This window comes from Amycolatopsis sp. NPDC049252, assembly GCF_043197175.1.
In the GTDB taxonomy this organism is placed as follows: domain Bacteria; phylum Actinomycetota; class Actinomycetes; order Mycobacteriales; family Pseudonocardiaceae; genus Amycolatopsis.
The window spans coordinates 1-19,361 of record NZ_JBICSQ010000069.1; the positions used below are offsets into that span (position 1 = coordinate 1).

At 72.1% G+C, this 19,361-nt stretch carries 20 protein-coding genes; 10 read left to right on the forward strand and 10 right to left on the reverse strand.

Annotated features, from left to right (window positions below; translation table 11 throughout):
* The 5 genes from ACGFMK_RS38830 to ACGFMK_RS38850 all read left to right on the forward strand — a co-directional run.
* On the forward strand, positions 1 to 1,728 hold a 1,728-nt coding region (locus ACGFMK_RS38830; protein WP_392774141.1), incomplete at its 5' end, for a glutaminase domain-containing protein.
* Between the two features lie 463 nt (positions 1,729 to 2,191).
* Positions 2,192 to 3,340, forward strand: a complete 1,149-nt coding sequence (locus ACGFMK_RS38835; protein WP_392774142.1) for a type III PLP-dependent enzyme — start codon at positions 2,192 to 2,194, stop codon at positions 3,338 to 3,340.
* Entirely contained in the window at positions 3,333 to 3,692 is a 360-nt protein-coding gene (speD, locus tag ACGFMK_RS38840) for an adenosylmethionine decarboxylase (protein WP_323328806.1), read from the forward strand. The genes ACGFMK_RS38835 and speD overlap by 8 nt, the downstream gene beginning before the upstream one ends.
* The gene (locus ACGFMK_RS38845) at positions 3,692 to 4,561 is read left to right on the forward strand and encodes a spermidine synthase (RefSeq protein WP_392774144.1); all 870 of its coding nucleotides are present in this window, start codon (positions 3,692 to 3,694) and stop codon (positions 4,559 to 4,561) included. Before speD ends, ACGFMK_RS38845 begins: the two co-directional genes overlap by 1 nt.
* Before the next feature lie 184 nt (positions 4,562 to 4,745).
* Entirely contained in the window at positions 4,746 to 5,372 is a 627-nt protein-coding gene (locus ACGFMK_RS38850) for a DUF4360 domain-containing protein (protein WP_392774145.1), read from the forward strand.
* A 67-nt stretch (positions 5,373 to 5,439) separates the two neighbouring features.
* Here the strand turns inward: ACGFMK_RS38850 and ACGFMK_RS38855 are convergent, their stop codons facing one another.
* Both ACGFMK_RS38855 and ACGFMK_RS38860 read right to left on the reverse strand, forming a co-directional pair.
* Entirely contained in the window at positions 5,440 to 5,874 is a 435-nt protein-coding gene (locus ACGFMK_RS38855) for a hypothetical protein (protein WP_392774147.1), read from the reverse strand.
* 321 nt (positions 5,875 to 6,195) lie between these two features.
* Positions 6,196 to 6,639, reverse strand: a complete 444-nt coding sequence (locus tag ACGFMK_RS38860) for a MarR family winged helix-turn-helix transcriptional regulator (protein WP_392774149.1) — start codon at positions 6,637 to 6,639, stop codon at positions 6,196 to 6,198.
* A gap of 74 nt (positions 6,640 to 6,713) precedes the next feature.
* Here ACGFMK_RS38860 and ACGFMK_RS38865 point away from each other — a divergent pair, with 74 nt between their 5' ends.
* Entirely contained in the window at positions 6,714 to 8,786 is a 2,073-nt protein-coding gene (locus ACGFMK_RS38865) for an MMPL family transporter (protein ID WP_392774150.1), read from the forward strand.
* A 45-nt stretch (positions 8,787 to 8,831) separates the two neighbouring features.
* A complete protein-coding gene (locus ACGFMK_RS38870) occupies positions 8,832 to 10,361 on the forward strand; it encodes a carboxylesterase/lipase family protein (RefSeq protein ID WP_392774152.1) in 1,530 nt (509 codons plus the stop codon).
* Here ACGFMK_RS38870 and ACGFMK_RS38875 read toward each other — a convergent pair.
* Complete coding sequence (locus tag ACGFMK_RS38875; protein WP_392774154.1) at positions 10,342 to 10,725, reverse strand: MerR family transcriptional regulator; 384 nt, start codon at positions 10,723 to 10,725, stop codon at positions 10,342 to 10,344. The genes ACGFMK_RS38870 and ACGFMK_RS38875 overlap by 20 nt on opposite strands.
* Before the next feature lie 54 nt (positions 10,726 to 10,779).
* On the opposite strand from ACGFMK_RS38875, the gene ACGFMK_RS38880 reads away from it, so the two are divergent.
* A complete protein-coding gene (locus ACGFMK_RS38880) occupies positions 10,780 to 11,574 on the forward strand; it encodes an MBL fold metallo-hydrolase (RefSeq protein ID WP_392774155.1) in 795 nt (264 codons plus the stop codon).
* Here ACGFMK_RS38880 and ACGFMK_RS38885 read toward each other — a convergent pair.
* From ACGFMK_RS38885 to ACGFMK_RS38915, 7 genes are all read right to left on the reverse strand, one after another.
* On the reverse strand, positions 11,571 to 11,924 hold the full coding sequence (locus ACGFMK_RS38885) for an STAS domain-containing protein (RefSeq protein ID WP_392774157.1): 354 nt from the start codon (positions 11,922 to 11,924) through the stop codon (positions 11,571 to 11,573). The two genes, ACGFMK_RS38880 and ACGFMK_RS38885, sit on opposite strands and share 4 nt — an antisense overlap.
* Entirely contained in the window at positions 11,921 to 12,997 is a 1,077-nt protein-coding gene (locus tag ACGFMK_RS38890; protein WP_392774159.1) for a B12-binding domain-containing protein, read from the reverse strand. Before ACGFMK_RS38890 ends, ACGFMK_RS38885 begins: the two co-directional genes overlap by 4 nt.
* A complete protein-coding gene (locus ACGFMK_RS38895; protein WP_392774160.1) occupies positions 12,994 to 14,616 on the reverse strand; it encodes a PP2C family protein-serine/threonine phosphatase in 1,623 nt (540 codons plus the stop codon). Before ACGFMK_RS38895 ends, ACGFMK_RS38890 begins: the two co-directional genes overlap by 4 nt.
* The gene (locus ACGFMK_RS38900) at positions 14,609 to 14,998 is read right to left on the reverse strand and encodes an ATP-binding protein (RefSeq protein ID WP_392774162.1); all 390 of its coding nucleotides are present in this window, start codon (positions 14,996 to 14,998) and stop codon (positions 14,609 to 14,611) included. The genes ACGFMK_RS38895 and ACGFMK_RS38900 overlap by 8 nt, the downstream gene beginning before the upstream one ends.
* Before the next feature lie 89 nt (positions 14,999 to 15,087).
* Entirely contained in the window at positions 15,088 to 15,474 is a 387-nt protein-coding gene (locus ACGFMK_RS38905) for an STAS domain-containing protein (protein ID WP_392774164.1), read from the reverse strand.
* Between the two features lie 104 nt (positions 15,475 to 15,578).
* A complete protein-coding gene (locus tag ACGFMK_RS38910) occupies positions 15,579 to 16,754 on the reverse strand; it encodes a VanZ family protein (RefSeq protein ID WP_392774166.1) in 1,176 nt (391 codons plus the stop codon).
* Positions 16,755 to 16,829: 75 nt separating this feature from the next.
* Complete coding sequence (locus tag ACGFMK_RS38915; protein WP_247052111.1) at positions 16,830 to 17,024, reverse strand: antitoxin; 195 nt, start codon at positions 17,022 to 17,024, stop codon at positions 16,830 to 16,832.
* A 206-nt stretch (positions 17,025 to 17,230) separates the two neighbouring features.
* On the opposite strand from ACGFMK_RS38915, the gene ACGFMK_RS38920 reads away from it, so the two are divergent.
* Positions 17,231 to 17,509, forward strand: a complete 279-nt coding sequence (locus ACGFMK_RS38920) for a hypothetical protein (protein ID WP_392774168.1) — start codon at positions 17,231 to 17,233, stop codon at positions 17,507 to 17,509.
* A 115-nt stretch (positions 17,510 to 17,624) separates the two neighbouring features.
* Complete coding sequence (locus tag ACGFMK_RS38925; RefSeq protein WP_392774170.1) at positions 17,625 to 19,334, forward strand: sulfatase; 1,710 nt, start codon at positions 17,625 to 17,627, stop codon at positions 19,332 to 19,334.
* Positions 19,335 to 19,361: the final 27 nt, after the last annotated feature.

Below are 19,361 nucleotides of genomic sequence, written 5' to 3' on the forward strand. Positions count from 1 at the left end.
AACCGGAACCTCGGGACGATCGCCGCCGGCGGGACGTCGGCGCCGTTCACCCTCGCGATCGGGCACGTCCGGACGCCGGCGGTGCGCTACCTCGGCGCGGAGCTGAAGCCCTGGTGGACGCACTACTGGGGCAGCTGGCAGGACATGGCCGTGTGGTTCGCGAACGACTACGGCGCGGCGCTGGCGGCCGCGACCGCCATCGACCAGCGCCTGCACGACGACGCCGTGGCCGCGGCCGGCGGCGGCACCACCGGCGAGCACTACGCCGCGATCTGCGCGCTGGCCCTGCGCCAGGCGTTCGGCGGCACCGAGCTGGTCGACCGCGGTGGTTCGCCGTGGGCCTTCCTCAAGGAAATCTCCTCCAGCGGCAACATGTCCACAGTGGACGTCACGTACCCGGCGTTCCCGGCCTACCTCTACCTTTCCCCGGCCTACCTGCGGCTCATCCTGGAACCGTTGCTCGACTACCCCGAGCACGGTGGCTGGCCGATGCAGTTCGCCGAGCACGACGTCGGCACCCACTACCCGGACGCGACCGGGCACAACGACGGCAACGAGGAGAGCATGCCGGTCGAGGAGTCGGCCAACATGCTGATCATGGCCGCCGCGCTGGTGCAGCGGCTGCCGGCGGCGGAGGCGAGCGCGTTCGCCACCACCCACTACCGGATCCTGCGGCAGTGGGCCGAGTACCTCGTCGGCAACACGCTCGACCCGGGCTTCCAGAACCAGACCGACGACTTCACCGGGTTCATCGCCCACAGCGCCAACCTCGCGCTCAAGGGGATCATCGGCGTCGGCGCGATGGGTGTCATCGCGAGCGCCACCGGCAATACCGCCGACGCCCAGCGGTACCGGTCGGTTTCGCGCAGCTACGTCAGCCAGTGGGTGACGCTCGCGCAGGACACGTCCAACCAGCACCTGAAGCTCGCCTACGACCAGCCCGGCACGTGGAGCCTGAAGTACAACGGCTTCGCCGCCCGCGTGCTCGGCCTCGACCTGGTCCCGGTCGGCGTCGCGGCGCAGGAAGCGGCCTGGTACCAGGCCCGCGCGACCGCCCACGGCGTGCTGCTCGACCCGCGCAACAACTACACGAAGGCCGACTGGGAGCTGTGGACCGCGGCCTGGCTCACCGACCAGCCGAACATCCGGAACACCCTGGTCGAGGGCGTCTACAGCTTCGCGAACACCACACCGCAGCGCGTGCCGTTCACCGACTGGTACGTCGTCGCCGACGCCACCCAGCGCGGCTTCCAGGCCCGCCCGGTCGCCGGGGGTTACCTGGCCCTGCTGACCCGGCCCGCCGGGTCGACGACGGTCTGGCGCAAGCTCCAGAACCAGCGGTCGGGCAAGGTCCTGGCCGTGTCGAACATGTCCCTGGCCGACACCGCCGAGGTCACGCAGTGGTCGGACAACGGCAGCGCCGACCACCTCTGGGCGGTCGTCGACAACGGCGACGGCACGGTCCGGATCGTCAACCGCAACAGCGGCAAGATCCTCGCCGTGCACGACCAGAGCCTCGACAACGGTGCGCACGTGCAGCAGTACCAGGACAACGGCACCCCGGACCACAACTGGCGGATCGTCGACGCCGGCGGCGGCTGGTCGAAGCTCGTCAACGTCCGCAGCGGCAAGGTCATGGCGGTCGACCAGCAGTCCACCGCCGACGGCGCGCAGGTGACACAGTGGGACGACAACGGCACGCCGGACCACCTGTGGCGGTTCGTCTGACGGCGCGGTGAGCGGATGAGCCGCCCGGCAGGTCCGGACGTGGATGAGGTCGGGCCCGAGGTCCGGGAAGAACCCCTGGGCCACCTGTGGCGGTTTGTCTGAGGGCGCGGTGAGGTGCCGCGGATGAGCGGGCCTGGCGGGGCGTTCGACAGGCCCGCGCGGTGGATGAGGTGGGGCTCGGGGTCCGGGGCGAATCGCTGGGCCACCTGTGGTGGTTGGTGTGACGGTGCGACGAGGTCCCGAGCGGATGAGCGGCCTTGCGGGGACAGCCGGCGGGTCCACGAGGAGGAAGGGGCCGAGCCCGAGGTCCGGGACGAATCGTTGCTTGCTTGTGGCGGTGGTCTGAGGGCCCGGTGGGGGCGTCCGGCAGGGCCGTGTGGTGGATGAGCGGGCCGGAGGTCCGGGGTGAGCCGCCGGAGCACCTGTGGGGGTTCGGGCTGGTGTCGTTTGCGAGACTGGCGCCGTGTGCGCCGACTTCAGCCGGGTTCGCCGGTTTCTCGACGAGCGGGATCCGCCGACCCCGTGCCTTGTCGTCGACACCGACGTCGTGGCTGCTCAGGCTGGGGCGTTCCGCGCGGCGTTCCCCGGGGCTCTGATCCGGTACGCGGTCAAGGCCAACCCGGCTCCGCCGGTGCTCGACGCGCTGGTGGCGGCCGGGATCGGCTTCGATGTCGCCGGGCCCGCCGAGCTCGCGCGATGCCTCGAGCGCGGCGCCGATCCGGCGGACCTCGCCTACGGCAACCCGATCAAGAAACCCCGTGACGTCGCCTACGCGCACGAGCGCGGTGTCCGCGAGTTCACCTCCGACGCTCTGGACGACGTCGACAACTTGGCCCGGCACGCGCCGGGCGCGGCGGTGTCGATCCGCGTGGTCCTCGACGCGCCGGACTCCGTGACGCCGTTCGGCCGCAAGTTCGGCTGCGACCCGGCCGAGGCCCTCGACCTGGTGCTGCGCGCGGCCGAGCTGGGGCTGCGGCCCGGCGTCGCCTTCCACGTCGGCTCGCAGCAGCCCGACCTCGCCGCCTGGGAGATCGGGATCGCCACGGCGGCGAAGCTGTTCGCCGAGGCCGCGGCCCAGGACGTGCCGATGACCCGGCTCAACCTGGGCGGCGGCTTCGCGACGGCGCACCGCACCGACGTCCCGGCGCTGACTGCCTACGCGGCCACGATCGAGTCGGCCCTCGCCACGCACTTCCCCGACGGGCGGCCCGAGCTGCTGCTTGAACCGGGCCGCGTGCTGGTCGCCGACGCCGGCCTGCTGCGCACCGAGGTCGTCCTGGTCGCCCGCCGCGGTGAGCGACGCTGGGTGTACCTCGACATCGGCCGCTACAACGGGCTCGCCGAGGCCGAGAACGAGGCGATCGCCTACCGGTTCGAGCCGGTCGAGCCGCACGACGGACCCGCCGGGCCGGTGGTGCTCGCCGGGCCGACCTGCGACGGCGACGACGTGCTCTACCAGCGGACGCCGTACGAGCTGCCGCTGTCGCTGCGCGCCGGCGACCGCCTCGACCTGCCGGGGACCGGCGCCTACACGGCGTCCTACGCGTCGGTGGAGTTCAACGGGATCGAGCCGCTGCGCACCTACTGCCTGGGGAGGTGGGGAGATGCCTGAAATCGGCCGGTTCACCGGACGGCACGTGCTGGCCGAGCTGCACGGCGTCGACCCGGGCCTGCTCGACGACGCCCCGAAGCTGGGGGAACTGCTTCGCGCGGCGGTGACGGAGGCGGGCGCGACGGTCGTCGACGTCGTGGCCAAGAGCTTCGCGCCGCAGGGCGCCACCGTGATCGCGCTGCTCGCCGAATCCCACGCCTCGGTGCACACGTACCCCGAGCACGGGTCGCTGTTCGCCGACGTGTTCACCTGCGGCGAGCGCGCCGATCCCGAGCACGCGGTGCGGCTGCTGGCCAAGGCGCTGGACGCCGCATCGGTCCACCTGTCCGTCCTGCGCCGGGGAGAACCCTGATGACAGCGATCCACGAACCGCTCGGCCCCGGCCTCACCCGTGTCTGGGAGGTCGAAGACGTCGTGTTCAGCGCGCGCACGGCCTACCAGGACGTGCTGATCGGGCGCACCGCGCAGGGCGTCTCCCTGTTCTGCGACGGCGAGCGCCAGAGCACCGAGGCGAGCCAGCTGGTGTACCACGAGGCGCTGATGGTCCCCGCGCTCCTGCTCGCCGACCACGTGCGCCGGGTGCTCGTGATCGGTTCGAGCGAAGGTGTTGTCTGCGAACTGGCCCTGGCCGCCGGCGCCGAGGTCGTCGACCACGTCGACATCGACGAACAGGCCGTGCGGGCCTGCGCCGAGCACCTGCCCTACGGCTACACGCCGGCCGCCCTCGCCGAAGCCGAGCGCGGTGCCGGGCCCATCTGTCTGTCCTATGAGGACGGCTGGGCGTTCCTCGCCGCCGCCGAAGAGCGCGGTGCCACCTACGACGTCGTCGTGATCGACCTGCCGGACGAGAACGGTGATACGGACGCGCAGCACAACCGCCTGTACGGCAAGGACTTCCTCGGACGCTGCGCGCGGTTGCTGGCGCCCGGCGGGGTGGTGACCTGCCAGGCGGGCTGCCCGACGTTGTGGCGCAACGAAACGCTGGTCGCGTCGTGGCGGCGGTTCCGCGAGGTGTTCGGGACCGTGCTGTACTTCGGGTCCGACGAGCACGAGTGGGCCTTCCTGTCCGGGCGGGTGGACCGCGTCGAGGAGCCGGGCGCACTGGTGGCGCGGCGGTTCGGGGAGCGGGGGAGCCGGGCCGTGACACTGGACGCCGAAACGTTGCTCGCGTCCGCGACACCGCCGTATTCGCTCCGGCGCAATACTGGTCCAGTCCAGTAGGACTTCCGTTTCTTCGAATAATCAACTATTACACCGCGAAAGTACGGGGAAATGGATTTCCCGTACCGCCGGCGGCCGTGTTACTCCGTTCAGTGGCCCTCGAACACTTTGCGATCGCGCTACGATCCCTTCCGCGAGCGATCATCGTGATCACAAGGCATCGTGGCCCATTTGGAGGAGCGTCATGCTCGGTATGTCGGTCGTCGCCGTAACAATTCTGTCCCTGCTCGCCGCACCCGCCGATTCGTCGGCGAATCCGGTGCCGACCGAAAAGATCACGCTCGACATCAAGACCATCAACGGCTCGGGCTGCCCGGCCGGCACGGCCACCGCGTCGGCCGACGTCGCCTCCGACAACACCTCCTTCACGGTGCGGTACTCGAACTTCACCGCCAAGGCCGGCGGTGGCGCCTCCGCCCTCGACGGCAGGAAGAACTGCCAGATCAACGTGCTCGTGCATGTGCCGCAAGGGTTCACGTACGCGATCGCGGAGGCGGACTACCGCGGGTTCGCGCACATCGAGAGCGGGGCGAGCACACTCGAGCAGGCGAACTACTACTTCGCCGGGACCTCGCCGACCGCACGGGTGCGCCACACCTTCCCCGGCCCGTTCCACGGCCAGTGGCGCGCGACCGACACCACCGACGTCGCCGCGCTCGTGTTCGCGCCGTGCGGTGAGGACCGCAACCTCAACATCAACGCGGAACTGCGGGCGGACGACGGGACGTCCACGGGGTCCACTTTCATCGAAATGGACTCCGAACACGCGAATGTCGACACCGTTTACCACTTCGCCTGGAAGAACTGCTGAGCCGGACCGCATTCGGAGTGGCCCGCTCGCCGGAACCCGGGTGCCGGCGAGCGGGCTTTTCGCCGGTTCAGACGTGCGTGACCAGCAGGGTCACTCCCGCCTCGCCGCCGCAGTCGACAAAAACGGGACCGACGCCGTTCCCGATCTGTTCGGACAGCGTGGCCTTGGCCTCGAATTCGTCCGGCCCGGACTTGATGATCCGGACGTTCTCCAGCACCGGGTGCTCGGGGAAACCCCCGAGCACCGACTTCAGGCCGGTGCCGCCCCCGCAGTTCCCGGTGATGGTCACTTCTTCGCCGCGCCGCGTGGTGGGGTTCGGGCTCACCTGAACGGTGGCGCGCGCCCCCTTCGGTGGCTGCTGGTGCGCTTCGGTCATGGTCGTCCCCTCGGTGGTTCCCGGATCGGCCGACGCCCCGCCGGCGATCCCGATGCTCGTGGCCGTGACCAGCCCGGCCGCGAGGGCCAGGCCGAGCAACTTCTGCGGCTTCGTGGTGGTGCGCATGGTGCTCTCCTCCCTCGACCCGGCGTCCACCGGATCTGCCCCGTAAGACATCGGGGACCGGCGCCGAGGTTCTCGACGAGGTGTGGATCACTCGAAAGGGTGAACAGCGCGCACAGGTAAGGCCTGGCACTTCCGCGGGGAAGCGCCAGGCCGCAAGGGAAAACGGGGTCAGTTGCCGACCGGTGGCCGTTCGGCTTTCGCGGTGGGCACGATGCTGCATCGTCGCTCGAACCGCTCCATCAGGACGGTAGCGATCAACAGGGCCACTGGGGTGCTCACCGCGATCCACATGCCTGAAGAGCTACCCAGCCGCGGGTGGTCTCAATCGCCCGCCGACAAACCGTCGATCAATGAGAGCAGCCGCGCGCGGAAGGCGTCGTCGTCCCCGAGGCCGCCGAGCAGGGCCGGGTCCTCGCGTTCGGCGCGCACCGCGCGGTCGAGGACCGCGCGGCCGCTCGCGGTCATCCGCGTGACGTGACGGCGGGCGTCGGCCGGGTCCGGCGTGCGGGTGACGAAGCCGGCCTTGGCGAGCCGGTCGAGGGTGCGGCTCATCGTCTGGTCGGTGACCTGGCAGCGCTGGGCCAGCGTCCGCTGGGGGAGCGGCCCGCCGCGCAGGGTGTGCAGCGCGATCAGGCCCGCGTGGGTCAGGTCCAGGCCGGCGAGCACGGCGACCCAGCGTTGCTCGACCAGCCGCGCGGCCACGGCCAGGAGCCGGCCGGTCGGCCACGTGCTCAGGTCCGGTTCGGGGGCTGTGCTCACCGTCACTCCGTGCCGTCGTGCAGAATGTTCAGCCTGCTGAACAATTGGGCGTGTTCGCGCTCGAAGGGACTTTAGCGACCATGAACGAGACTTCTCCACGCCGTCTTCGCTGGCTGATCCCGGCCCTCCTGGTGATCGCCTGGCTCGCGATCGGCGGGTTCGGCGGGCCGTTCGCCGGGAAGCTCAGCGAAGTCGCGAAGAACGACAACGCCGCCTTCCTGCCCGCCTCGGCCGAAGCCACCGAGGTGTCCGACGAGCAGAAGGCGTTCACCCCGCGCCAGGTGCTGCCCGCCACCGTCGTCGCCGAACGCACGAGCGGCCTGACCGGCGAAGACCGCCGGTTCCTCGAGAGCAAATCCCAGGAGCTGGGCACCGTCCCCGGCGTCGTCGGGCCGCTGGGAAAGCCCCAGAACGCGCCGCGCGACGACCAGGCCGTGCAGCTGGCCGTGCCGATCCTCGCCGACGGCAACCCCGCCGACGTCGTCAAGGAGGTCCGCGCCCGGCTCACCGGCGCCCCGGACGGCCTGACGGTGCTGGTCACCGGCCCGGCCGGGCAGATCGCCGACCTGGTCAAGGCGTTCGGCGGGATCGACGGCATCCTGCTGCTCGTCGCCGGGGGTGTGGTCGCGCTGATCCTCATCGTGGTCTACCGCAGCCCGCTGCTGCCGTTCCTGGTGCTGCTCTCGGCGGTGTTCGCGCTCGGGCTCGCCAGCCTCGTGGTCTACCTGCTGGCCAAGAACGACGTCCTCGCGCTCAACGGCCAGAGCCAGGGCATCCTCTCGATCCTCGTGTTCGGCGCGGCGACCGACTACGCCCTGCTGACGGTGGCGCGGTTCCGCGAGCAGCTGCGGGACACGCCGAGCCGGTTCGACGCCCTGCGGATCGCCTGGCGCGCCACGCTCGAGCCGATCGCCGCGTCGGCGGGCACTGTCGTGCTCGGCGTGCTGTGCCTGCTGTTCAGCGACCTCAACTCCAACAAGGGCCTCGGCCCGGTCGCGGCGATCGGCATCGGCGCCGCGCTGCTGGCGTCGACGACGTTCCTGCCCGCCGTGCTCGCCCTCTGCGGCCGCGGCGCGTTCTGGCCGTTCAAGCCCGCGCTCGGCTCGCCGCACCCGGAGACGGCCGGGATCTGGGGCCGGGTGTCGGGCCTGGTCGGCAGGCGGCCGCGCGCGGTGTGGATCGTGACGGCGCTCGTGCTCGGCATCGGCGTCGCGTTCCTGCCGCAGCTCAAGGCGTCCGGCACCGCCCAGTCGGACGTCTTCCTCACCCAGGTCGAGTCCGGGACCGGGCAGGACGTCCTCGGCCGGCACTTCCCGGGTGGCCTCGGCGCGCCCGCGATCACCATCGCCGACGCCGGCGCGCTGCCCGCCGTGCTCGCGGCGTCCAAAGTGGACGGAGTGGCCCAGTCGCTCCCGCTGCCCGGCCCCGACGGGAAACTCAAGGTGGTGGCCGGCCGGGTGCAGATCCTGTCCGTGCTGAACGACCCCGCGGACTCCGAAGCCGCGGTCGCGACCGTCGAGCGGCTGCGGGACGCCGTGCACGCGGTGCCCGGCGCGGCCGCGAAGGTCGGCGGCCCGACGGCGATCCAGCTGGACACGCAGCAGACGTCCGTGCGCGACCGGGAGCTGATCATCCCGATCGTGCTGCTGGTGATCTTCCTCGTACTGGCGCTGTTGCTGCGATCCCTGCTCGCGCCGTTGCTGCTGATCGCGACGGTGGTGCTGTCGTTCGCCGCGACCATGGGCGTGTCGGCGCTGGTGTTCAACCACATCTTCGGCTTCCCGGGGGCGGACCCGGTGGTGCCGTTGTTCGGGTTCGTGTTCCTGGTGGCACTGGGAATCGACTACAACATCTTCCTGATGACGCGCGTGCGGGAAGAAGCGCTGACCCGGGGCACGCGCGACGGCACCCTGCGCGGGTTGTCGCTGACCGGCGGCGTGATCACGTCGGCCGGTGTCGTCCTGGCCGCGACGTTCTCGGCGCTGTCGGTGATCCCGATCCTGTTCCTCGCCCAGATCGCCTTCATCGTCGCGTTCGGCGTGCTGCTGGACACGTTCCTCGTGCGCTCGCTGCTGGTCCCGGCGCTCACCGTGGACGTCGGCCGCCGGATCTGGTGGCCGTCGAAGCTGGCCCGGAAAGCCGATCAGCCGTAGGTAAATGGCTGGCGCGTGTCCCGTCCGGCGAGGAGCATCCCTGCGATGACCGCTGTCGCGTCCCGCCCCGAAGCCCGCACACCGGCCGGAACTCTGCGCGGCAGCAGGGAAGCGGGCCTCGCAGTGTTCCGCGGCATCCCGTTCGCCGAGCCGCCGGTCGGCGCCCTGCGGTTCGCCGCACCACAACCGGTTCGGGCCTGGGACGGGGTGCGGGAGGCCGTCTCGTACGGCCCGCCGCCCCCGCAGGCCGGGGCGTTCGGCATGGACGAGCTCGCGAAGGACGCGCCGGGCGAAGACTGGCTGACGGTCAACGTCTGGTCGCCCGAACCCGGTCCCGCCGCCGGGCTGCCGGTCATGGTGTGGATCCAGGGCGGTGCCTACGGAATCGGCACGTCCGGGCTCCCCGAGTACGACGGCGCCCGCCTCGCGCGCGACGGCGGGGTCGTCGTGGTGACCTTCAACTACCGCGTCGGCATCGAGGGTTTCGCGCAGCTCGACGGGGCGCCCGCCAACCGTGGCCTGCTCGACCAGGTCGCCGCGCTGCGGTGGGTGCACGACACCATCCGGGCCTTCGGCGGCGATCCCGGCCGGGTCACGGTCTTCGGCGAGTCGGCAGGCGGTGGGTCGGTCGCCGCGCTGCTGGCGATGCCGCGGGCGGCCGGGCTCTTCCGCCGGGCCATCGCGCAGAGCGTGCCGGGCACGTTCTTCTCCCCGGAGCTCGCCGCCGACATCGGGGCCGCCTTCGCCGCCGAACTGGGGCTGCGTCCCACGGTGGCCGACCTGTCCGACGTGGCCCCGGACCTGCTGGCCGCCGCCGGTGACGCGGTCACCGCGGGGATCGGCGGGCGGACCCAGGACTGGGGTCAGGCCGCGCACCGGTCGATCCCGTTCGCTCCCGTCGTCGACGGCGACGTCCTGCCGGGCACGCCGTGGCAGACCCTCGCCGGCCGGGACGTCGAACTCGTCGTCGGCCACACCCGCGACGAACAGCGGCTGTTCACCGCGATCGAGGGCATCCTCGGCCAGGTGACGCCGGAGCAGGCGGCGACGGCTCTGGAGGTCTTCGCGCCCGGTCCGGACGGTGCTCGCCGGTACCGGGAGGCCTTCCCTGACGCGGGCCCGGACGAGCTGTACGAGCTGGTCCACTCGGACTGGCTGTTCCGGATGCCGAGCCTGCACCTCGCCGAGGCGCACGTCGCGGCCGGCGGCCGCGCCCACCTCTACGAGCTGACCTGGCCCGCGCCGGGGATGGGCGGCGCGTTCGGCGCCTGCCACGGCCTCGACGTGCCGCTGGTCTTCGGCAACCTGGACCGGGGCCGGCCCGCCCTGCTGATCGGCCAGGACACCGCCGAGGCGGAAGTGCTGTCGGCTCGGATGCGCGCGGCGTGGACGGCGTTCGCCACCCACGGCGACCCCGGCTGGCCGGCGTACGACACCACCCGGCGCCTCACCCGGCTCTTCGACACCTCGACGGCGGTCACCGCCTACCCGGAAGAGGCCTCCCGCCGGATCTGGCAGGACCACGGCTTTCCCGCACTGCCATTGCTCAATCGGGTCAGCCGATCGTCACCTTGAAGTCGGGGCAGTCGACCAGCGGCACGTGGTCACAGTGCGCCGCGTGCCGCAGACTGTCGCGCATCCGCGTCAGGCGGTCGATGGCGCCGTCGAGCTCGTCCGCCTTCGACGCCATCCGCTCGCGCAGTGCCGCGTCGCTCGGGGTCGCCACGAGGAACCGGGCGATTTCGGCGATCGTGAACCCGGCCCCGCGGGCGCACGCGACGAGGTCCAGGCGCCGCAGGACGTCCGGGTGGTAGGTGCGCCGCAGGCCGTTGCGGCCCGCCGGCGCGACCAGCCCGCGCTTCTCGTAGAACCGCAACGCCGAAGGCGCCAGCCCGGTGCGTTCGGCGACCTCGGCGATGTCGAGCAGGGTTTCGGCCATCCGGACCTCCCAGGGACTTGACTTGAATCGTACTTCAAGTCAGAGGCTGTCCCCATGAAGATCCACCACCTCAACTGCGGGTCCGTGCGGCAGATCGAAGCCCCGGGACTCCCGGCCGCCCCGGCCGTCAACCACTGCCTCCTTCTGGAGACCGACCGCGACGGTCTCGTCCTGGTCGAGACCGGCCTCGGCCTCGGCGACGTCCGCGATCCCGAGGCCACCCTGGGCGCCGACTGGGTCACCATGGCCCAGCCCGCGCTCGCCGAGGACGAGACGGCGATCCGGCAGGTCGCCCGGCTCGGGTTCGACCCGGCCGACGTGCGGCACGTCGCCGTCACCCACCTCGACGTCGACCACTGCGGCGGCCTGCCCGACTTCCCCGGCGCGCGGGTGCACGTGCTGCGCGCGGAGCTGGACGCCGCGATCGCCGAAGCGCCGAGCTTCCGCTACCGGCCCGCGCACTGGGCGCACGGCCCGGACTGGGCGGCCTACGACGCGCCGGGCGGGGACGACTGGTTCGGCTTCGCGTCCGTGCCGCTGACCGGGCTGCCGCCGGAGATCCGGCTGGTGCCGCTCGGCGGGCACACCGCGGGCCACGCCGGGGTCGCGGTGCACGACGGCACGCGCTGGCTGCTGCACTGCGGCGACGCCTACTACTACCACCGGGAGCTCGACGTCCTGCCGGAGCCGCACCCGGTGCTGGACGTCGTCCAGACCCGCTCCGAAATCCACCACGACCTGCGGCTGGGTACGCAGGCACGGCTGCGGGAGCTGGTGCGTCGCCACGGTGCCGAGGTGACGGTCTTCAGCGCCCACGACCCGTGGGAGCTGGCGCGGCTGCAGGCCTAGGAGTCGGCGCGAGCGCGGGAGGCCAGGGCCTCGCCGGTCAGGTACGTGAAGGTGCCGGTGAGGGCCAGCAGCCGGTCGAGGGCGGGCCGGCGGTTGTCCAGGTGCAGCCGGCGGCCCGCGCCGGTGACGACGGTGTGCACCCGCAGCAGCGCCGACAACCCGGAGGAGTCGCAGAACTCGATGCCGTCGCAGTCGAGCCGGACGTCCTCGACACCGGGTGCGTCCGCCAGCCGGTCACCGACCAGCCGCGGCAGCATCGCGGCCGTCGCGTACTCGAGCTCGCCCACGATCACGACGTGGGCCGTGCCGGCCCGCGGCAACGTCCAGGTGCAGGTCAGTGCGCTGCTCATGCGGACAGCCCCGATCCGGCGGCGCGGTCCGCCAAGTGCGTGCGCGCGGTGCCGAGCAGCCCGGTGGCCCGCGGGAAGTCGCGAAGCTCCGCTTCGAGCAGGTCGAGCGCGGGCACCAGCGAAACGGCCGGGACACCGCGCGCGGTGAGGATGTCGGCCGTCCAGGTCAGGAAGCCGGTGAACAGCTCGCTGTCACCGACGTAGAGGGCGGTCGCGAGGAACTCGACGACGTGCGCGATGTCCTCGGCCGTGTGCTGGCGCTGCAGGTCGGTGTAGGCCCGCATCGCCGGGATCCGCTCCTCCAGCCCGGCCAGCACGGCCTTCACGAGCCGGCCGGAGGTGCGCGTGACCAGCGTGTACTCCTGGTCGGCCAGGTGCGGCAGGTCGTCGAGCGGCTGGTGCCCGGTCTGGGGCCGGGGGAGCGGCTCGGCCAGCCTGTCGGCGGCCGAGCGGGCGTCCGGAGCCCAGGCCTCGGCACCGAGCAGCCGCGCGTACCGGCCGTCCGGCCCGAACGCGGCGCCGCCGGCGATCACCGGGGTCGCCGCGGCCTGACAGGCGGTGATCGTCGCGTGCGCCGTCGGCAGCCGGGTGGCGATCGAGCTGGACAGCGCGACCGCGTCCGGCCCGGTGCGGTGCAGGTGGGCGACCAGGTGCGGGGCCGGGACCTGCGCGCCCAGGTAGTCGACGTGGAACCCGCGCAGCCGCAGGACCTCGGCGAGCAGGCGGGCGGGCATCGCGTGCCACTCCCCGTCCACGCAGGCGACGGTGACCCGGCCGAGGTGCGGCTCCGGCCGCTTCAGGACGTAGCCGAAGGTGGCGATGACGCGGTCGTTGATCGCCGTCGCGACGTGTTCCTGCGCGACGGTGAGCCGGTTGGCGGCCCACTCCTGGCCGACCTTCCGCTGCACCGCGCCGATCACGTCGAGCAGCACGCTCTCGGGGTCGAGGCCCTGGCCCAGCGCCTGGACCACGACGTCGCCCGCGGTGTACTCGTCGCCGGTGGTGACGGCCTCCCAGAGCCGGTCGGCGTTCTCGGCGATCCCGGCCGGTCCGGTGCGGGTCGAGGCGCTCACGCGGTGTACCGCCCGCGGCCATGCCCGCCGACCGCGGCGAGGTGCTGCCCGCGCGGGGCGGTGATCGCCAGAACCGCCATGTCGTCGTGGTCGCCGCGCCCGATCCACTGCGCCGCGAGCATGTGCACCCGCTCGACGACGGCGTCGGCCGGCATGTTCGCGCACTCGGAGAGGATCTGCCGGAGCCGGTCCTCGCCGAACATGGCGTCCCCGAGCGGGCCGCCCTTGGCCTCGACGATGCCGTCGGTGAACATCAGGCAGGTCTCGCCGGGGTTGAGCGTCACGTCCGCGCTGACCGACTCGATCTCGGGCAGCACGCCGATCAGGCTGCCGCGGGTGTCGGCCTCCTCCACCCGGCCGTCCGCCCGGACGATCAGGGGCGGCGGGTGGCCCGCGCAGGTGACACGCAGCCGCACCGTGGCGCCCTCGCGGCGCGCGGACGCCAGCACCAGCGTGACGTACCGGGTGTCGTGGCCGCCGGCGATGGTGCGGTTCAGCAGGCCGAGCAGCCGGTGGTGGTCACCGGCCATCGGCAGCAGCGCCCGCAGCGTCGTGCGGATCTTGCCGGTCAGCACGGCGGCGTCGAGGCCCTTGCCGCAGACGTCGCCGAGCACGGCCAGCGACTCCTCGCCGTCGATCGCCGAGTGCACGTCGTAGAAGTCGCCGCCGATCCGCTCGCCGTCGAGGGCCGGGCGGTACCGGCCGGCGAACTCGACCCCGCCGAGCTGCTCGAGGGTCGGCGGGAGCAGTTCGCGCATCAGCGTGTCGGTGATGGACGCCTGCAGCGCGAACACCCGCGCCGCCGACATCGCCGCACCCGCCCGGGCCGCGAAGAGGCGGGCGAAGAGCTCTTCCTGCTCGCTGAACGACCGCCGGTCGCCGCTGCGCAGCAGGACCAGGGCACCGGCGGGCACCCCGTGGCCGGGCAGCGGGGTCACGACGATCGAGCCGACCGGGCCGAACTCGCCCGGCAGCACCCAACCGGGCGCGGTGTCCGGGTCGAGCCAGCGCGACGGCACGGGCGGGAAGCCCTGCAGCGCCTCGCCGAGCCCGGGCAGCTCGTCCGGGTCGATCGCCAGCCGGCCCCGGGTCGGCTCGCCGCCGCGCACGCAGGTGACGGCGGGGTACAGGCCGCCCGTCGCGGGCGCCAGCACCATCGCGGCGTCGGCCAGGTGCTCCGCGGCCAGCCGGGCGGCGACCTCCATACAGCGTTCGAGGTTGAGCGAGCCCAGCAGCGCGGTGGCGGCCTCGCCGAGGAACGCCGTCCGCTCCTGCTCGTGGGCCAGTGCGTCCTGGGCGGCGCGGATGTCGGTCTCGTCGACCAGCCACCACGTCACGGCGTCGCCGTGCGGGACCGGGTGCGCGGCGATGAACCGCTCGCCGACCTCACCGCGGGTGATTTCGCTCGTGCGGCGCTCGTCGGCCTCGGCCAGCCAGTCCGCGACCGCGCCGGCCAGCGGGCGGCCGGGGGCGGCGTCCGGGAAGAGCAGGCCGGCGGCTTCGTTGAGCGCCCGGATCACCCCGGCGCCGTCGGCCACGATCGCCGCGGCGGGAGCGGCGTCCCAGCCCAGGTCGCCGGTGAGCGGGGTGGCGGGGGCGGTCTCGACGCGTTCAGCCATGCGCACCCGGGTCGGTCGCCAGCTCGGCCCACAGGGTCTTGCCGCCGGGGCGGCGCAGCTGGCCCCAGGCCGCCGCGCAGCGCTCGACCAGCAGCAGCCCGCGGCCGCCCTGATCGGACGGCGCCCGGCGCCGGGCGCTCTCACCACTGGCGTCGTCGACCTCGATGCGCAGCTTGGCCACGCCGGGCAGCAGGCGCACGTGGTAGGGCGCGCGGCCGTGGCGCAGGGCGTTCGAGGTCAGCTCGTCGACCACCATCACCGCGGTGGTGACGACGCCGGCCGGGAAGCCGCCGAGGACGGACCGGACCCAGCTGCGGACCTTGGCCAGTTCGGTCAGCTCGGCGGTGATGCCGAGTTCGTGCCGGGCCGGACGCAGGTTCATGTCCGTCTCCTCCGTGCCGGGTCCCGCGGGGATGTCGTCCCCTCCGGGGTGCCCCGAACCGGGCTCACCCACACGGGTACTGGAGGTGGTCATGTCTCATCATCCCAGGAGGAGCGGGCGGCGTCGACCGTCGGGTGCAGCGGCATGACGTCGCCGAGGCCCAGCAGCTCGATCGGCCGGACGACGGCGTGGACGGTGGTCGCGACGGCGAACCGGCCGCCGGCTTCCTGCAACCGGGTACCCAGGCGCAGCAGGACCTGCAGGCAGCTGGAGTCGCAGTACTCGACGCCGGTCATGTCCAGCACGATCCGGCGGGCGCCGGGGTCCGCCGGCAGCAGGTCCGCGAGTTTCGCGGAGACGGCCAGGTCGAACTCGCCACGCAGGACGAAGACGGTCACGTCCCCGGCTTCGTGCTCGTCCAACGACCAGCCTTCACCGGAGGCGCGCTGCCGGGGCCGCGTTGCGTCGGTGGTCATGGGTTGTGCTCCAGGAGGGGACGGAATCGACTGACGGCGGGCTGGCGGCTCAACCCGCTCGAAGAATCTACCAGCGCCCCCCGATCAGGGCAGCGCAGTGCCCGTCACCGTCCTTTAAGGACTTCCTCGGTCCGGGCCGGCGCGGGGGCCGGGTCGGGCGGTGTGCCCGCGGCCGAGGGCACGATCGCGGCGTTCACGGTCCGGGTCAGCCGTTCGTAGGGTGCGCGGTGCTCGTCGTCGAGCAGCACGGCCAGCGGCGTCCACACCAGCACGACGAACACGGACGCGGCCAGCGCGAGGGGCAGGAGCAGCTGTTCGAGATGGTTCGCGAGGTCCCACCGGTCCAGGTCGAGCAGCAGCCAGGTCAGCCAGAGCGGGGACAGCAGGACGCCGTTGCGGACCAGCAGCGAGATCGGCCCGGCCCGGCGGCCGCTGCGCCGGGCGACCCGCAGGAGCATCGCCCGCTTGCCCGGCGTCGACCCGGTCACCGCGGGCAGCACCACGAACCACACGATCGCGAGGATGACGACCGGCGTGTCGCGGTGGCGCATGTCCTCGCCGAACAGCGTCAGCAGGCCGAAGAGGAACCCGAGCAGCGCGGCGAACCCGAGCAGGTCGGTGGCCAGCGCGAACAGCCGCCGGGTGAAGGTGACCTTCGTGGCGTAGCGACGCCGGTCGTGTTCCGGCTCCAGCGCGGGCAGCACCCGGCCGAGCGGGCCGGCGATCAGCCACCCGAGCGCGGCACCGGCGGTGTTCAGGATCAGGTCGTCGACGCTGAACAGGCGGTACGGGCACGGGTAGACGAACCACAACCCGGTCAGCTGCGTCAGCTCGAACAGCAGGGAGAGGCCGAATCCGGCCAGGATCGTCGGCACCGCGCGCATCCGCTGGGCGTAGCGCAGGAACAGGCCGAACGGGACCAGCATCACGACGTTGAGCGCGGTGGTCCAGATGGCCGGGTTGTGCAGGATCGCGCTCGGGCTCCAGTGGCCACGCGCGCGCTGCGACACGACTTCGACGAAGTAGAACGGCCGCAACTGGGGAGAGCTCGCGTAGCTGTGCCCGGCGCAGAAGTCGGGGTTGTCGGGCAGCGGCAGGATCGTCTGCGTGGCGATCGCCAGGAGGTAGAAGACGAAGGTGTAGAAGACGACCGTCGTCCATCCTCCCGCGCGCCCGCGGCGGCGGTAGCTGACGAACGCGGCCGGCAGCATGACGACCAGCGCGATGAGCGGGAAGAGGTAGAGGGCAGTCCGGACGGGGACGAGGTAGGTGGCGACCACGGAGCCGGTGGTACCCAGCCGAGGCGCGAGCGAAGCGTGCTTCGCCCGGACGGCTGGGTGATCACCGGCATCGCGTCACTGCGGCGGTGCGTCCTGCTGGCCGCCGCCCTGCTTGTGCAGGAAGTCCTTCACCTTGTCCGAGCCCTGGTCGATCTTGTCGGCGTGCTCGCCGAACCGCCCCTTCGCGGCTTCGGCGGCCTTGTCGACACCCTGGTCGGCCTTGTCGGGATTGTTGCCAAGGGCCTCTTTCGCCTTGTCGAAAAGACTCATCGGTAGGGCCTCCATTCGGATCAGCGGGGCTTCGGTCGTCCCGAGCAAAACACCCGCCCGACCGGCCCGCAACCGAACGGCCGATTTCCTTCCCCGGTAGGGGGTATCGCGGCTCTTTCGTGGGTGAAAGACGGCGTTCCCGGTTTGAGACCACGGACATCGGGTAAAGGCGATTCCTTTCGGGCCCGCACCCGGTCGGAACGGAGATGAACCGCATTTCCCTGACCCAAGCCGCCCGTGAAGTCCTCGACGGCCCGCACACGCGGTGCTCGCCACGTCCAACCCCGACGGCCGGCCGCAGTCGTCCGTCGTCTTCAGCACGATCGAGGGCCGGCCGCTACGTCGAGATCCGGGGGAGCGGCGAGATCGCCGCCGATCCGGAAAAGGCGTTGCTGCGCGAAACACCACCCCCGGAACCCGGTGCCGCACGGCTGATCGTCCGGATCGTCCCGGAAAAGGAGTACCTTTGGCCACCCGCGGCCTGACGTCGTGGCGTGCGTGAACCACGCACCGCCACGATCCGTATATGCGGTGAGGACCGCCGTCCCCGCCGCACGGGCTCGGCGGCCGACCCCTGTGAACGTGATGTGAGGCCGCGCCATGATGGGAACCACCGGTCTGCCGCACCCGCGGCGTGTCCGACGCCGCACCCCGGACGGAGGTACGGCGCTGCCCGACTTCGGCCTGCCGCGGGCCGCCCGGCGGCACGCCGTCGCGGGCGTGGTGGTGACCACCTTGGCCGCGCTCCTGGTGCTCTTCGCGTTCCTCGCGCCGGACGACCTCAACTCGTTCTCGCCGGAAGCCCTGGTCCGCGTGCCGGTGGAGGGCCTGATCATCGCCGCGTTCGTGCTGGTCCTGCCGCCGCGACCGCGGCGCGTCGTCGCCGTGCTGGCCGGGCTGGTGCTGGGCCTGCTCACCGTCATGAAAGCGCTCGACACGGGCTTCTACGCGACGCTGGAGAAGCCGTTCGACCCCGTTTACGACTGGAGCTTCTTCACCGCCGGCGTCGAGTTCCTCGCCGGGGAGATCGGCGACGCCGGTGCGTACGCCTCGCTGGCCGGGGCGGTGCTGCTCGCGATCGCCGTCATCGTCTTCACGGTGCTCGCGATGCTGCGGCTGACCCGCATCGCCGCCGGGCGCCGGACCGGTGCGACGCGGGTGCTGGCCGTGCTCGGGGTGATCTGGATCGTCTGCTCGGTGTTCGGCGTGGAGATCGCGCCGGGCCAGCCGATCGCGGCCCAGAACGCCGCCGCGCTGGCCTACGACGACCTGCGCCAGGTGAGCACGGACCTGCGGGAACAGCGGCCGTTCGGCGAGCTGGCCGCCGACGACGCCTTCCGGAACACCCCCGGCGACCAGCTGCTCGCCGGGCTGCGCGGCAAGAACGTGGTGCTCACGTTCGTGGAGAGCTACGGCCGGATCGCCCTCGACGACCCGGAGTTCGCCCCGAAGATCGGCGCGACGCTCGATGAGGGCACCGCGCAGCTGCGTGCGGCGGGCATCGGCGCGAAGAGCGCGTTCCTCTCCTCCTCGACGTTCGGCGGGGGTAGCTGGCTCGCGCACTCGACCGTCGAGTCCGGCATGTGGATCGACAACCAGCAGCGTTACAACAGCCTCCTCGGCAGCGACCGGCTGACCCTCGGCGGCGCCTTCCAGAAGGCGGGCTGGAAAACCGTCTGGGACGTGCCCGCGCACACCAAGGACTGGCCGGAAGGTCAGCGGTTCTACCACCCGGACGCCTACTACGACTTCCGGAACATCGGCTACCAAGGCCCGGGTTTCGCCTACGCCACGATGCCGGACCAGTACACGTTCTCCATGCTGCAGCGCAACGAACTGGCGAAGTCGGCCCAGAAGCCGGTGATGGCGGAGGTGGACCTCGTCTCCAGCCACGCGCCGTGGTCGCCGCGACCCTGGCTGGTCGACTGGAACCAGGTCGGCGACGGCTCGGTCTTCGCGCCCCAGCCGGGGGCGGGGGAGGCGCCCGAGTCCGTCTGGAAGGACCCCGCGAAGATCCGCGACGCCTACCGGGACGCGACGGACTACTCGCTGAAGACGCTGATCTCGTTCGTGCAGCACTACGGCGACGACAACCTGGTGCTGGTCTTCCTCGGCGACCACCAGCCGCCGGTGGTGACCCCGCAGGGCGCGGTGCACGACGTGCCGATCACGATCGTGGCGAAGGACCCGAAGGTGCTGGACCGGATCTCCGGCTGGGGCTGGACGGACGGGCTGCACCCGGCCGCGCAGGCGCCGGTCTGGAAGATGGACTCGTTCCGTGACCGCTTCCTGACGGCGTTCGCCCACTGAAGCTCCTCTTGACCGTCCACTGAGGAC